Here is a 14,019-nt window from a genome sequence, read left to right on the forward strand (position 1 = left end):
TAGAAGTTCCAAAATTGATTATCCGTTCCGGCCAGGAATTCCTAGAATCCTCGCATTCCCTTAGAACAACGATTTGGAGACTGCATGCCGACGACTGCTTCCTACGCCTCTGGTCCGCGCCATGCGGTGATCCGTGAAGTCGGGCTGCGCGACGGCCTGCAAAGCCTGGCGCCGACCATGGCGACGGAGCACAAGATCGCCTGGATCGATGCCGCCTACGCCGCAGGCCAGCGCGAGATCGAAGTGGGCTCGTTCGTGCCCGCGCGCCTGTTGCCCCAGCTTGCCGATACGGCCGAGGTATTGGCGCATGCGAAGACGCTGGCCGGCCTGTTTGCTTCGGTGCTGGTGCCCAACCTCAAGGGCGCGCAGCGCGCGCTCGAATGCGGCGCCGATCTGCTGGTCGTGCCGCTGTCGGCCAGCCATGCGCACAGCCTCGCGAACCTGCGCAAGACGCCCGACGAAGTGGTGGCCGAAGTCGCGCGCATACGCGCCGAGCGCGACGCGGGCGGCCATGCGACGCTGATCGAGGGCGGCGTGGGCACGGCGTTTGGCTGTACGCTGCAGGGCGAGGTGGCTGCCGGCGAAGTGCTGCGGCTCATGGTCGCGCTGCTGGACGCCGGCGCCGACCGCGTGAGCCTGGCCGACACCGTGGGTTTTGCCGATCCCGAAAGCGTGCGCCGGCTGTTTGAAAGAGCGCGCCGCGAGGTGGGCGACAAGCTGGCCTGCGCGCATTTCCACGATACGCGCGGCATGGGCCTGGCCAACGCCTACGCGGCCTGGCAGACCGGCATCGATCGCTTCGATGCCTGCCTGGCCGGCATTGGCGGCTGCCCGCACGCGCCGGGCGCGAGCGGCAATGTGACGACCGAAGACCTGGCGTTCATGCTCGAGCGCATGGGCGTGGTCACGGGATTGGATGTCCAGGCCCTGCTGGCTTTGCGCCAGCGACTCGGGGCCTGGTTGCCGGGGGAGACCCTGCATGGTGTGCTGTGGCAGGCAGGTCTGCCACAGGTGCTCAATGGCGCGGCAGCAGTGGCTGCCTGAGCCGGTTTTGGATGGAATGCGATGACTGAGAATTCAAAGGCTGGCGCTGCGGCGCTGCCGCTGGCGGGACTGCGGGTGGTGGAGTTTTCCCATATGGTGATGGGCCCGACCTGCGGCATGGTGTTGGCCGACCTGGGCGCCGAAGTGATCAAGGTCGAGCCCGTCGAGGGCGACCGCACGCGCCATCTGCTGGGCGCGGGCGCGGGTTTCTTCCCGATGTTCAACCGCAACAAGAAAAGCATTGCCCTGGACCTGCGCCACCCCGACGGCCTGCAGGCGGCAATCCGCCTGGCCTCGTCGGCCGACGTGGTGGTGCAGAACTTCAAGCCCGGCGTGATGACCAAGTACGGGCTCGACTACCGTGCGCTGTCGCGCCTCAACGAGCGGCTGATCTATGTGAACCACGCGGGCTTTCTGCCCGGCCCCTATGAAAAGCGCACGGCGCTGGACGAGGTGGTGCAGATGATGGGCGGGCTGGCCTATATGACCGGCCGCCCCGGCGACCCGCTGCGTGCGGGCTCCAGCGTCAACGACATCATGGGCGGCATGTTTGGCGCGATCGGCGCGATGGCCGCGCTGATGCAGCGCGGCATCACGGGCCGCGGCCAGGAAGTCGACTCGGCGCTGTTCGAGAACAACGTGTTCCTGGTCGGCCAGCACATGATGCAGTACGCCGTCACGGGCGAAGCCGCCGCGCCCATGCCCGAGCGCATCTCGGCCTGGGCGGTCTACGATGTGTTCAGCGTCAAGGACGACGGCCAGATCTTTCTTGCGGCCGTGAGCGATGCGCAGTGGAACACGCTGTGCACGGCCATGGGCTTTGCCGATCTGCAGGCCGATCCGGCGTTCGCCACCAACAACGAGCGCGTGCGCGCCCGCCCCACGCTGCTGCCCGAGCTGCGCCGGCGCCTGGCGGCCTACAGCGCCGAGCACCTGTCCGAAGTGTTCGAGCGCAACGGCCTGCCCTATGCGCCCATCGTGCGGCCCGAGCAGCTGTTCGACGACCCGCACCTCAATGCCACGGGCGGCCTGGCCGAGATCACGCTGACCGACGGCGAGCGCGCGGGCCAGACGGCGCGCACCACGCTGCTGCCGATACGCATGGACGGCCAGCGCCCGGGCATTCGCCACAACCCACCCACGCTGGGCGAGCACACCCGCCAGCTGCTGGAGTCGCTGGGCTACGGGCCCGACGAAGTCACCTCCATGGAAGCTGCGGGCGCCGTGGTGTAGCGCCCCTCAGGCCTGCTGCGCAGGCTTTTTTGTAATGCATAACAACGAGCTGGAGACAAAAAAATGCAATTTCCCACGAATTCCCGCCGCGGCATTCTTGCGCTGGCCGCGGCCGGCCTGCTGGCCCCCTTGGGCGCGCTGGCCCAGGGCGACAAGCCGCTGCGCGTGATCCTGCCGCTGTCGGCAGGCTCGGGCGCCGACGGCGCGATACGCGCGATCAGCACCCAGCTGGCCAAGGCCGCGGGCCATCCCGTGGTGATCGAGAACCTGCCGGGTGCGGGCGGCATCACGGGCACGGCGCAGATCGTGCGCGGACCCAGGGACGGCTCGATGATAGGCGTGGTCTCGAACAACCATGTGGTCAATCCCAGCGTCTATCCGTCGATCCCATTTGACGCGATCCAGGACATCGCGCCCATCACCATCATTGGCGCGACGCCGTTCGTGGTGGTTGCCAATCCTGCCGTGCCGGCGCGCAACATCCAGGAGCTGGTGGCGCTGGCCAAGGCCAAGCCCGGCACGCTCAACTACGGCTCGTCGGGCAACGGCACCATCCTGCATCTGGGCGCGGCCATGCTGGTCGACCAGGCCAGGCTGGACATCAAGCACATTCCCTACAAGGGCATGGGCATGCTGATGAACGACCTGCTCAGCGGCCAGGTCCAGTGGGGCGTGGTGGCGCTCGCGCCCGCGGCGCCGCACATCAAGAGCGGCACGCTGCGCGCGCTGGGCGTGACCACGGCGCAGCGCGTGCCGTCCATGCCCGATCTGCCCACGGTGGCCGAGCAGGGCCTGCCCAACTACGCGCTCGAAGGCTGGATCGCGGCCATAGGCCCCAAGGACCTGCCCATGGCCGAACGCAACCGCCTGCACCAGGCGTTCCAGCAGGCGCTGGCCCAGCCCGAGGCGCGCAATGCGCTGATTGCCCAGGGCTATGAGATCAAGCTGACCCCGCCCGAAGCCACGACGGCCTTCATGCGTTCGGAGCTGCAGCGCATGGCCGAAGTGGTGAAGAACGTGCGCGTCAAAGTCGACTGACGCCGGCCGCGTTCAGGCCATCTGGCGCAGCGGCTGCGCGGCCTGCCAGCTGCGCAGCTTGCCCGGATTGAGCAGGCCCAGCGGATCGAAGCGCTGCTTGGTGCCGACCACGGCCGGGTCCAGGTTGTTCTGCTTGCCGTCCTCGACAATGTAGACATGCGGGTTGTTGATCTGCACGCCGTGGTCGCGGTAGATCTGCATGATGGCGTTGAGCCGCTCCTCGGTGGTGTAGCGGATGATCTGCAGCCCGCTGCAGTTGAACGCGCCTTCCTTGGTGCGCAGGAACTCCAGGTGCATCATCACTTCGCCGCCCAGCGCGGCTTCTAGCGCCTGGACCTGCTCTATGCGCCGCGCGGGGTTGAAGCCGCTCTGGATATAGGTCAGGCCCTTGTCGACTTTCAAGGCATGCAGCGTGGTGTGGTTCCAGGTGTATTCGACCAGCGTCTTGTTGCCGGCCTGCACTTCGTCGGCCGTCTTGCGGTAGGTGACGCGGCCGCCATGCCGGGCCACCATGTCGCGCATGCCGGCCTCGGAATGCGGCGCCACCAGCAGCAGCACCGCGTGGCAGCCCGCAGGCAGGTATTCGGCCAGGCTGGTGAAGTAGGCGGGAATCGGCGCGGCCAGAAAGCAGACTTCCTTTTTCTCCAGGCCCGGCGCGCTGCCAAAGCGGTCGGCGAATTCCAGCGCCGCATCGAAGTCGTCAAAGGTGGCAATGCACTCGGTCCAGGGCACGGCGGGCGTGAGCGCGACTTCGAGTTCCAGCACGATGCCGTTGGTGCCGTAGGTGTGGTGCAGCAGCATGGCCTCGGCGCCGCGCAGCTCGATGATCTGCGGCTCAGGTTCCACGGTCATGGCGCGCACCGCCAGCACGTTGCCGGGCGCGGCCAGCGGGCCGTGGTTGATCGAGCCCGCGCCGCCGAAGCCGCCGCCAAACAGTCCGCCCAGCGTCGCGCTGCGGTAGGTCGAGGGCAGCCAGCGCAGCTCCTGGCCCAGCGGCTTGGCCTGGGCGTCGAAATCGGCCAGGCGTATGCCGGCCTGGGCCCGGCCCACGCCGCCGCGCACCCAGCCAAAGGCGTTGTAGCCCGACAGGTCGAGGATCACGCCGCCGTGCAGCGGCGTGCACTGGCCGTAGTTGCCTGTGCCGCTGCCGCGCACGGTGATGGGAATGCCCGCGCTGGCGCAGGCCGACACCACCTGGCGGATCTCGGCCTCGCTGCGCGGGCGCACGGCAATGTCGGCGCGCTTGCCGGCAAGCTCGCGCTTGAGCACCGGGCTGAACCAGGCGAAATCCTGCGACAGCCGGCCCACGCGCAGCGGGTCGGCAATCCAGTCGAGGTCGGGAAGTTGTTCGGGCAGTTGGTGGGCGGGGTTGGTGGTCATGGTGAAATCAGGCGATTGATTTGTGGAGTTCCGTTCGTCCTGAGCTTGTCGAAGGATGAACGGCCGGTTTACAAATGAGGGCAGGCCGTTCATGGTTCGACGCGCCCGGCGAGGGACGCTCACCCCGAACGGTTCGCTTGCTTTTATTGAGAGCAGGCACTGGGCGCGTCTAGTTCTCGGACGCGTGCCAGCTACCGAGAGCAAGGCGACTGAGCCAGGCCATGAGCACAAACATGCCCACTCCGGTCAGCGAGATCAGCAGCAGCGCGGCAAACATGCGCGGGATGTTGAGCTGGAAGCCCGCCTGCAGGATCTGGTAGGCCAGGCCCGCGCCCGAGCCGCCCGTGCCGGCGACAAACTCGGCGACGACGGCGCCGATCAGCGCCAGGCCGCTGGAGATGCGCAGCCCGCCGAAGAAGTAGGGCAGGGCGCTGGGAATGCGCAGCCGCACCAGGGTCTGCAGCCGCGTCGCGCGGTTGAGCTGGAAGTAGCTTTGCAGATCGGGCTCGACGCTGCGCAGGCCCAGGGTGGTGTTGCTGATGATGGGAAACAGCGCGACCAGCGCCGCGCAGATCACCATCGACGCCGTCGGGTTCTTGACCCAGATGATGATCAGCGGGGCGACGGCGACGATGGGCGTGACCTGCAGCAGCACCGCATACGGGAACAGCGCCATCTCGATCAGCTTGCTCTGCACGAACAGGAAGGAGATCAGCACGCCGGCCACGGTCGCGGCGAGAAACGCCAGCACCGTGATCTTCACCGTGACCCACAGCGAGGCGCCCAGCGCCGCCCAGTCGGTGACCAGCGTCTCCAGCATCAGCAGCGGCGAAGGCACGAGATAGGGCGGCAGCTCAAGCCCCGTGACCAGGCCTTGCCACAGCGCAATCAGCACCAGGCCGACCAGCAGCGGGTAGAGCACGCGCTGCACGCGCGGCTGGGCCAGCAGCGGCTGGCGCGCGCGCCTGGGCGCGGCGGCGGCTTTCCTGGCGGCTGGCGCCGCGGGGGCAGGCGCCGCAGCCAGGGGCACGGCAACGGAAGGAAATGGGGTGCTCATGCGTGGGCCTCCGCGGTGTCTGCGCTGGCGCGCAGCAGGCTGTCCTGCAGCAGCTTGGCGTAGCGGCTGAATTCGGGCGAGACCATGAAGTCGGCGCTGCGCGGATAGGGCGCATCGATGCGGAATTCCTCGACCACCCGGCCCGGGCGCGCGGCCATCATCACCACGCGGCTGGAGAGAAACACGGCTTCATGGATGGAGTGCGTGACGAAGATCACGGTGAGCTTCTTCTTGCGCCACAGGTCCAGCAGATCGGCGTCGAGCTTGTGGCGCGTGATCTCATCGAGCGCGCCGAAAGGCTCGTCCATCAGCAGCAGGTCGGGCTGGGTCACCAGGCCGCGCGCGATCGAGACGCGCATCTGCATTCCGCCCGACAGCGCGCGCGGCAGCGCCGCGGCGAACTTCGCCAGGCCCACCAGGGCCAGGGCCTCGCTCACGCGCGCATCGGCCTCGGCGCGCGGCACGCCGGCCAGGTCCAGCGGCAGACGCACATTGGTCTGCACGCTGGCCCAGGGCATGAGCGTCGGCGACTGGAACACAAAGGCCATCTTCTTGCCGCTTTCGTCCAGCTGCGCCACGGGCTTGCGCCACAGGTGCAGCCGGCCGTCGGTGGGCTCGAGCAGTCCGGCGACCATCTTCAGCAGCGTGCTCTTGCCGCAGCCCGAGGGCCCGAGCAGGGTGACGAATTCGCCTTCCTCTATGCACAGGTCCACGGGCAGCAGCGCCTGCGTGCCGTTGGGGTAGGTCTTCTCGGCCGACAGCACTTCCACGGCGGGCGTGGCGGCATTCGGGGTCTCAGCGGGGTGCATGGTCGCCTTTCGATGAATGAGGACTGGCCTCTGTTTCAGGGCAGGTGAAAGTTCAGGGCAGAACCTTGAGGTCCTTGACGAAGCTGGTGGTGTAGGTGTCGGCAAGCTTGACCTTGGCCGGGTTGATGAGCTTGGTCTCGACCAGGAAGTCGTAGCTGGCCTTGGCGCGCGCGTCGGTCAGCACGCCGATTCCCATGCTGGCCGCGTCGCCGCCCGTGACCATGCCCATTTCCTTGAGCTTGGCGACGCTGTAGGCCAGCTGTTCGTCGCTCATGTTGGGGTTGTCCTTCTTGATCAGCGCATTGCCGGGCGCGGGGTCGGCAAGGTAGCTTTTCCAGCCTTCCATAGACGCCTTGACAAAGGCGCTCACCGCGGCGGCGCGGGTCTTGAGCGTCTTGTCCATGCACGACACCGTGGTCGCGTAGGCGGGGTAGCCCTGGTCGCTGAACATCAGCGTGGTGGTCTTGACGCCGGCCTTGGCAATCGCAAACGGCTCCGACGTCAGATAGCCCTGCTGGGCGGTGTTCCGGTCGGCGACAAAAGGCTGGATGTTGAAGGTGTAGGGGCGGGTCTGGGCATCGGTGAAACCGTACTTGGCCTTGAGCCAGGGCCAGTAGCCGCGCTGGGCCGAGGAGCCGATCAGAATGGTCTTGCCCTTGAGGTCCTCGAACTTCTTGACGTCGTCATGCGCGATCAGCACCTGCAAGTCCTTCTGGAACACCGCGGCGACATTGGTCACGGGAACGCCGCCTTCGCGCATCTGGATCATCTGCAGATCGCTCGATCCCATCACGCAGTCGGCCTGGCCCGCGGCCATCATCTGCACGATGTTGACCTGGGGACCGCCCATCTTGATGGTCGCGTCCAGGCCGTGTTTCTTGTACAGGCCCGTGGCCAGCGCCTGGTAGAAGCCGCCGTGCTCGGCCTGGGCGTACCAGTTGGTCATATAGGTGAACTTCTCCTGCGCCTGCGCGGTGCCCAGGGCACCAAGAGCGAGCAGGGCGGCTGCACCAAGTTGGGAAAGGCGGGAAGCAGTCTTCATCATGGCAATACTCCGAGAGGGGCAGGGCAGAGGCGGAACGGGAAAGGATTCGCAGGTTTCAGGCCAGCGCCGAGGAAGTCTCGACATGGCCCGTATGGTTGGCGCGGCCCCAGGTGGGCTCGGGTCGCGCCGCCCATTGCAGCTGGTGCAGCTCGGTGATGGCCGCGGCCCAGCTCACGGCCAGCGATTCGAGAATCGCCAGGCCCTGTTCGGCGGTCGCGGGCAGCGGGTCGCCGATGATTCCGCTGGCGCCGAAGTCGCGCGCGCTCCAGGCGCAGGCGGGGCGGCCGTCGGGCGACAGCAGCGGCGAGTCAAACACCGGCGGGTAGTTGGTCACGGCGCGCTCCATGTGCACGGTGTCGGGCGCGAGCGCCAGCATCAGCGCGGTCTCGGCATGGCCGGCATGCATGGCCAGCTTCTTCTCGGTGTCCGAGAGGTATTTGCCGGCGACATGCGGCACGCGCCAGGTGAAGCTGGGCACGACAATGAAGTCGCCGTGGCGCAGGCGCAGTTCGCGCGCACACATCTCCATCACCTGGGGCTGGCCGCCGTGGCCGTTGACGAACAGCAGCTTGCGAAAGCCCGCGCGGTAGACCGACTCGCCGATCTCGTTCATCGTTGCCAGCAGCGTCTCGCCGCTGAGCGTCACCGTGCCCGGAAAGTGCAGATGCTCCTCCGACTTGCCGTAGGTGATCGGCGCCATCGCGAACGCCGGCACATGGGCGGGCAGGCGCGCCATCGCGTGGCCGACGACGCCGGCGCTGATCACCGTGTCTACGGCGCAGGGCAGGTGCGGGCCGTGCTGTTCGGTGGCGCCCGTCGCCAGCACGATCACGGTGTTTTCCTTGTCGGGCAGATCGGCGATCTCGGTCCAGCTCAGGTAGGGCAGATAGCGGTGGGGCGGGGTGTAGCCGTGCAGCATGGGATGGGTCTTTCTTGGGGTTTTCAGCGCTGGGGCAGCCAGGCCGTGGCCTCGACTTCGATCAGGATTTCGGGCGTGGGCAGCATGGCGCTGACCTCGACCACGGTGGAGGCCGGCGGCTCGCCGGGGAAGAACAGCTTGCGCACCCGGCTGTATTGCGGGAAGTGGTCCAGGTTCCTGAAGTACTGCACCAGCTTGATCACGTCCGACATCTGGCCGCCCGCGGCCTCGATGGTCAGGCGTATGCGGTCCAGCACATACCAGCTTTGCGCCAGGATCGGGCCTTCCTTGATGTCGCTGCTGAACTCGCCGCTGCGGCCGATCAGCGTCGCGGCGTCCTCGGGAATGTCGGCATAGCCATGCACGATGCGGCCGGCCGCGGGATCGACGGCAATGATTCCCGAGAGAAACACCATGTCGCCCGCGCGCCGCCAGGCCGCGTAGCGCGCCAGCGGTTGGGCAATTCCGGGTGGGTTGGCGCTCATGCGAGGCTCCTTGCAAGTGGGGAAATCGAAGGGGAGGCGGTGAACCAGGCGGCATTTGCCTGGCCGCTCGCGAGCCGGCCCTGGCGCAGCACCAGGCGCGATTGCGCGCGCGAGGGAAAGCCGCAGGCATCGGCCTGGTGGAAGACGATCAGGTCGGCGCTGCTGCCAGCCTGCAGCGGCAGCGCCGGCGCGCCGCGGCGCAGCCAGTCGGCGCGGCACAGCGCTTGCGACCAGCGGTCGAAAGGCGCGTCCAGCTGCGCGGCCAAAACGCCCGTGGCCAGGGCTTCGAGCGGATCGAAGCTGCCCACGGGGCAGAACGGGTCCTGCACGTTGTCGCTGGCAATGAGCAGCGGAATGCCGCGCGCCTGCGCTTCCTTGACCAGCGTGAGCCCGCGCTGGCGCGGCGTGCGCCCGGTCACCGCGTCCTGCAGCAGCAAATTGGTGATGGGCAGCGTGACCAGCGTGATCGGGCATTGCGCGACGGCGTCCAGCGTCGCCAGCGCCGTGGCTTCGGGCTGCGCGGCCAGCGCGCAGTTGTGGCCGCAGACCACATGGCCGTCGAAGCGCAGTTCCTGCAGCAGCGCGGCCGTGGTCGCCAGGCCCTGGGCGGCGGGCTGCAGTTCCTCATCGACATGCAGATCGACATTCAGGCCATGGATTTGCGCCGCCTCGAACAGATGGCGCAGCGCCTGGGGATTCCAGTTGGTCGAATGCACAAAGCCGCCGAGCAGCGCGCCCGGGCCGCTTTCGGCCACGCTGCGCGCCAGGCGCAGCGCGGTATCGCGCTCGGCAAACAGGTGCAGCGGAATCAGCGCCACGCGCTCGAGCACCAGGCGGCCGGCCCATTCCTGGGCAAGTTCGCGCAATACGTTCCAGGCCAGCGGCTGGGCCTGGGGCTCCCACCAGTCGCAGTGGGTGCGCAGGTGCACCGTGCCGGCTTCATGGGCCCACTGCAGCGCGCGGCTGGCGCGCGCACGCACGTCGGCTGGCGTCCAGCTGCGGCGGTCGACCATCATCGCGTCAATGGCGCCCAGCAGGCCGGGCTGCACGGAACCCATGCGCGCCAGCGTGAAGGCCTTGTCCAGATGCGTGTGGGCATCGACCAGGCCGGGCAGCACCGGCGCGCCCGCGAGGTTCCAGGCCGTGCCCGCGGGCGGCGTGAATTGCGCGTCGTGCGGCGCCAGGCCCAGTACCCGGCCCTGGGCCAGGTGCAGGTCGGCCAGCGCGGGCCGGCCGCCATGCTCGGGCCACTGCGCGGGCAGCAGCCAGCGCGGCAGGCGCGCGGCAAGAAGATGTTGGGGAGCGTGCATGTCGAGTCCTTCAGGCAAAGCGCGCCATGGCCTCGCCCACGCGCGCCTTGAAGGCCTCGAGGCGCTGCGGCGTGGCGACGTTCAGGTGGTAGCAGGCGTGGTAGTCGACGCGCGCCTTGCCGCCCGTGAGCAGGCGCAGATAGCGCGTCACCGACTTGCGCGGCGGGTCGCCCATCAGCAGCGCGGTCCAGCGCGGCCGGCCATAGGTGACCACGGCCGAGATGCGCTTGAGGTGCGTGAGCGCGGGCTTGACGTTTTGCGGGTCGCTGATGTCAAAGGCCACGCCGGGCATCAGCACGCGGTCGAAAAAGCCCTTGAGCATGGCCGGCATGCCGAAGCACCAGGTGGGAAAGCAGAACACCACGGCCTCGGCGCGCAGCAGCCGGTCCACGTAGCCCTGCACCGGCAGGCGGTTGCCGGGCACCTCGTGGTAGCCCAGGCGCTCGGCGCGGCTGAGCACCGGATTGAAGTCCTCGGCGTACAGGTCGCAGTCGTCGACTTCATGCCCGGCGCTGCGCAGGTTGAGCAGCACTTCGGTATGCAGCGCCGCCTGGTAGCTGGTCTCGACCGGATGGCAATAGATCACAAGAACGCGCATCGCCGCTCCTCAGAGATCGAGCGTCAGTGCCGGGCCGTGGCTGCGTGCGCAGCAGACCGCGACATGGGTGCGCCGCTCCTCGGCGCTCAGGCAGCTGTCGCGGTGCTCGGGCGCGCCATCGAGCCAGCGCGTGACGCAGGTGCCGCACACGCCTTGCTCGCACAGCGTGTCGATGGCGATGCCGGCGAGCTGCAGCACATCGGCCATGCTTTCGCCGGGCGCTACGCGTAGGCGCAACTGGCTGCGCGCCAGCACCAGTTCAAAGGCGTGTTCGCTGGCGCAGGACAAAGGGGCAGGGGCGGTGATTTGCATTTTTGACCATTTGATTTGATCGAACGGTCAAACTATTGCAAATGCTGTGCCAGCCTGCTCCCCTCTCTGAGCGGGGCGGCAGCGCGACCCGGGTGCCCGCGAACGTGCAGGCCGTGCTTATTCTGGTGCGAGCCCGCAGCCCAGCAGCACAAAAGTGGTGAGCTCGCGCATGATGGGTTCGCGGTCAATGGCGGCGTCGGGCGCGACGCCCAGCATGATGTGCACCTGCACGCCGTAGTCGGCGTAGTGCTGGGTCATTCCCCAGATCTGCATCAGCAGCACCGTGGGATCGAGCGCGCGCATGCGGCCTTCGGCAATCCAGCGGTTGATCAGTTCGACCTTCTGCTGCGTGGACTTCACGGCCACGGGCCAGTACTTGCCCAGGTTGCGCCCGCCGCCCAGCACCTCGGACGTGAAGATGCGCGACAGCCCCGGGTTGTCGAGCGCGTAGTCGAGCTTCTTGCGCACATAGCCGCTGAGCACCGTGCGCGGGTCGTCGCTGTCGACATCGAACACAAAGGCGCTGGACCAGCCGTTGAGCACCGAATACAGCAACTCCTCGTAAAGCTCTTCCTTGCTGCTGATGTAATAGTGCAGCTGGGGCTTGGTCAGGCCCGCGCGCTCGGCAATGGCCTTGGTCGAGGCGCCCTTGAAGCCGTGGCGGCTGAACTCGGCAATGGCCGCCTCGCGGATCGCGCCCAGGATGCGTTCACGCCCTTGCTTGGCGCGGCTGGTGAGCGCGCCGGCGGGCGCGCTGTCTTCGGGTTCTATCATGGGCAGGCCGGTGGAGAGCAACGCTGCCGATTCTGCCTGCATCAGGCTTTCCAGAAGCCGATATGGGGAACGCTGGCTTCCTCTATCATCGTCGGGCCCAGGCACTCGATCTCGTGCGGCGAGGCCGCGAACACGTCGCGGCAGGACAGCTCGGCGTCGCGCTGCTCGGCATGCTCGCCGCGAAAAACGCGCAGGCGCACGGCATCGATGCCGAACACCACCCGGCCTATGCCCGACCAGAAGATCGCGCCCGCGCACATCACGCAGGGCTCGGCCGACGAATACAGCGTGGCCTGGGCCAGCACGTCGCGCGCCACGCGCGGGCTCAGCTGGCGCACGGCATTGGTCTCGGCATGGCCCGTGCAGTCGCCGGTCTCGGTGGTATTGCAATAGGCTTCGGCCAGCAGCTTGCCGTCGGCATCGACGACCACCGCGCCAAACGGCCGGTTGCCGCGCGCGCGCGCCGTGGCCGACAAGGCAATGGCCTGGCGCAGATAGCGGCCGTCGGTGTCGCCTACGGGCGTGGGTTCTTCAAGAAAATCAGGGCTGGCAAACATGAGTGCGGGCATGGCGGTCTCCGGCGTTGAGGAAAGCGCAGGCAGGGCTGCGGCGGTCTGCGCCATGCACTTTGCATGCCAGGCAGGCACCGTTCTTGCTTGGCTTTTGCCAGGAGTAGAAGCGTTCACTGTGCGGTCCATGGGGCCTGGCCAGCCGGAAATTGCTCCTGAAGCCCGCATGCCCTGGCTTCAGGAAAAGCCGGATGGCGCGCGCGCCTGTCCGGCTGGCTGAAGCCGGGAGCGGGAAGACTTTTGTTTGACTTCCATCTTCTGGAGAACCGCATGACCACCGCCACCTACGACCTGACCGAGCTGCAGAAGGAAACGCGCATGGGCGCGCTGGGCTCGGAAAGCAGCCGCCGCGAAATCCGCCGCATCGATCTTTCCGACTTCGCCGCGCGCAAGGTCGAGATTGCCGAGCAACTCTGGGACGCCGCCGTCGATGTCGGCTTCTTCCAGGTCGTGAACCACGGCATCGCGCTGGACGACGTGCACCACGCGTTTGCCATGACCGAGCGCTTCTTCGCGCTGCCCGATGCCGTCAAGGCCCAATACCCTTTGAAGAAGGCGCTCAACGTCGGCTGGGAAAGCCGCGCCCAGGTGCGGCCGTCGACGGGAACGCCCGACCAGAAGGAGTCCTACCAGATCACGCGCCCGCACATGCAGGGCCTGTGGCCCAGCGAGGAGGAGCTGGCGGGCTTCCAGGCCACCATGCTGGCTTTCGAAGGCCAATGCTGGCAGGTGGCAATGCAGGTGCTGTCGTGCTTTGCCTGGAAGCTGGGCTTTGACGACGGCTTCTTCCTGCGCGCCCATGACCCGGCGCAAGCCAGCTACCAGAGCACCCTGCGCCTGCTGCACTACTTCGCCACGCCGCCCGAGCAGCAGGCCAATCTGGGCCTGTGGCGCGCCGGCGCGCACACCGACTTCGACTGCCTGAGCCTGCTGTTCCAGCGCCAGGGCCAGGGCGGGCTGCAGGTCTGCCCGGGCAAGGAAATGGAAAGCCAGGAGTGGACTTCGGTGCAGCCCGATGAAAAGGCCATCACCTGCAATATCGGCGACATGCTGATGCGCTGGAGCGACGACCAGCTGCCGTCGAACTTCCACCGCGTGAAGAACCCGCTGCCCGGCGAATACATGGGCCCGCGCTACAGCATGGCGTTCTTCGCCCAGGCCAACCGCGATGCCATCATCGAAGGCCCGGGCCGCAAGTACCCGCCGATTGCCGCGGGCGACTACCTGAACCAGCGCGTGGCGGCGAACTTCAAGGCGTACTGAAAGGCGCGCGAGCGCGCGACTTTCATCGCGCGGCGCGTCGTCAGGCGACGGCGCCGGCTTCGGCCAGCGTCGGGTAGTCGGTGTAGCCTTGCGCGCCGCCGCCATAAAGCGTCTTGGGATCGAGCGCCGCCAGCGGCGCGCCGGTCTGCAGGCGTTCGACCAGATCGGGGTTGGCAATGAACG

15 protein-coding genes and 1 pseudogene are annotated in these 14,019 nt (G+C 67.5%); 4 read left to right on the forward strand and 12 right to left on the reverse strand.

The window, feature by feature from the left end:
- Positions 1–84: 84 nt before the first annotated feature.
- From RR928_RS10475 to RR928_RS10485, 3 genes are all read left to right on the forward strand, one after another.
- Positions 85–1,044 carry a hydroxymethylglutaryl-CoA lyase gene (locus RR928_RS10475; protein WP_332537831.1) on the forward strand — a complete coding sequence of 320 codons (960 nt, stop codon included), beginning with the start codon at positions 85–87 and terminating at the stop codon, positions 1,042–1,044.
- Positions 1,045–1,065: 21 nt separating this feature from the next.
- Positions 1,066–2,277 carry a CaiB/BaiF CoA transferase family protein gene (locus RR928_RS10480; protein WP_332537832.1) on the forward strand — a complete coding sequence of 404 codons (1,212 nt, stop codon included), beginning with the start codon at positions 1,066–1,068 and terminating at the stop codon, positions 2,275–2,277.
- Between the two features lie 63 nt (positions 2,278–2,340).
- Positions 2,341–3,315, forward strand: a complete 975-nt coding sequence (locus RR928_RS10485; protein ID WP_332537833.1) for a tripartite tricarboxylate transporter substrate binding protein — start codon at positions 2,341–2,343, stop codon at positions 3,313–3,315.
- A gap of 12 nt (positions 3,316–3,327) precedes the next feature.
- Here the strand turns inward: RR928_RS10485 and RR928_RS10490 are convergent, their stop codons facing one another.
- From RR928_RS10490 to RR928_RS10540, 11 genes are all read right to left on the reverse strand, one after another.
- On the reverse strand, positions 3,328–4,695 hold the full coding sequence (locus RR928_RS10490) for an FAD-binding oxidoreductase (protein ID WP_332682446.1): 1,368 nt from the start codon (positions 4,693–4,695) through the stop codon (positions 3,328–3,330).
- 169 nt (positions 4,696–4,864) lie between these two features.
- Positions 4,865–5,752: an ABC transporter permease gene (locus tag RR928_RS10495; protein WP_332682448.1), complete on the reverse strand. Its 888-nt coding sequence runs from the start codon at positions 5,750–5,752 to the stop codon at positions 4,865–4,867.
- On the reverse strand, positions 5,749–6,561 hold the full coding sequence (locus RR928_RS10500; protein ID WP_332537836.1) for an ABC transporter ATP-binding protein: 813 nt from the start codon (positions 6,559–6,561) through the stop codon (positions 5,749–5,751). Before RR928_RS10500 ends, RR928_RS10495 begins: the two co-directional genes overlap by 4 nt.
- Positions 6,562–6,613: 52 nt before the next feature.
- Entirely contained in the window at positions 6,614–7,606 is a 993-nt protein-coding gene (locus RR928_RS10505; protein WP_332682450.1) for an ABC transporter substrate-binding protein, read from the reverse strand.
- A gap of 55 nt (positions 7,607–7,661) precedes the next feature.
- Complete coding sequence (locus RR928_RS10510; protein WP_332537838.1) at positions 7,662–8,525, reverse strand: creatininase family protein; 864 nt, start codon at positions 8,523–8,525, stop codon at positions 7,662–7,664.
- A gap of 23 nt (positions 8,526–8,548) precedes the next feature.
- The gene (locus RR928_RS10515) at positions 8,549–9,010 is read right to left on the reverse strand and encodes a RidA family protein (RefSeq protein ID WP_332548049.1); all 462 of its coding nucleotides are present in this window, start codon (positions 9,008–9,010) and stop codon (positions 8,549–8,551) included.
- Positions 9,007–10,320 (reverse strand): amidohydrolase family protein, encoded by a 1,314-nt coding sequence (locus RR928_RS10520; protein WP_332540023.1) that lies wholly within the window; start codon positions 10,318–10,320, stop codon positions 9,007–9,009. Before RR928_RS10520 ends, RR928_RS10515 begins: the two co-directional genes overlap by 4 nt.
- A gap of 10 nt (positions 10,321–10,330) precedes the next feature.
- Positions 10,331–10,918 carry an NAD(P)H-dependent oxidoreductase gene (locus RR928_RS10525; RefSeq protein WP_332540024.1) on the reverse strand — a complete coding sequence of 196 codons (588 nt, stop codon included), beginning with the start codon at positions 10,916–10,918 and terminating at the stop codon, positions 10,331–10,333.
- 9 nt (positions 10,919–10,927) lie between these two features.
- Positions 10,928–11,230 (reverse strand): 2Fe-2S iron-sulfur cluster-binding protein, encoded by a 303-nt coding sequence (locus RR928_RS10530; RefSeq protein ID WP_332540025.1) that lies wholly within the window; start codon positions 11,228–11,230, stop codon positions 10,928–10,930.
- A 117-nt stretch (positions 11,231–11,347) separates the two neighbouring features.
- Positions 11,348–12,004: a TetR/AcrR family transcriptional regulator gene (locus RR928_RS10535; RefSeq protein ID WP_332540033.1), complete on the reverse strand. Its 657-nt coding sequence runs from the start codon at positions 12,002–12,004 to the stop codon at positions 11,348–11,350.
- A 41-nt stretch (positions 12,005–12,045) separates the two neighbouring features.
- Positions 12,046–12,573, reverse strand: a complete 528-nt coding sequence (locus tag RR928_RS10540) for a nucleoside deaminase (RefSeq protein ID WP_332540026.1) — start codon at positions 12,571–12,573, stop codon at positions 12,046–12,048.
- A 270-nt stretch (positions 12,574–12,843) separates the two neighbouring features.
- Here RR928_RS10540 and RR928_RS10545 point away from each other — a divergent pair, with 270 nt between their 5' ends.
- On the forward strand, positions 12,844–13,836 hold the full coding sequence (locus tag RR928_RS10545) for an isopenicillin N synthase family dioxygenase (RefSeq protein ID WP_332540027.1): 993 nt from the start codon (positions 12,844–12,846) through the stop codon (positions 13,834–13,836).
- A 40-nt stretch (positions 13,837–13,876) separates the two neighbouring features.
- Here the strand turns inward: RR928_RS10545 and RR928_RS10550 are convergent.
- Positions 13,877–14,019: pseudogene (locus RR928_RS10550) on the reverse strand (alkene reductase); the annotation flags it as partial.

The sequence above is a fragment of the Comamonas sp. genome, from assembly GCF_036666375.1.
Lineage (GTDB): Bacteria > Pseudomonadota > Gammaproteobacteria > Burkholderiales > Burkholderiaceae_C > Comamonas.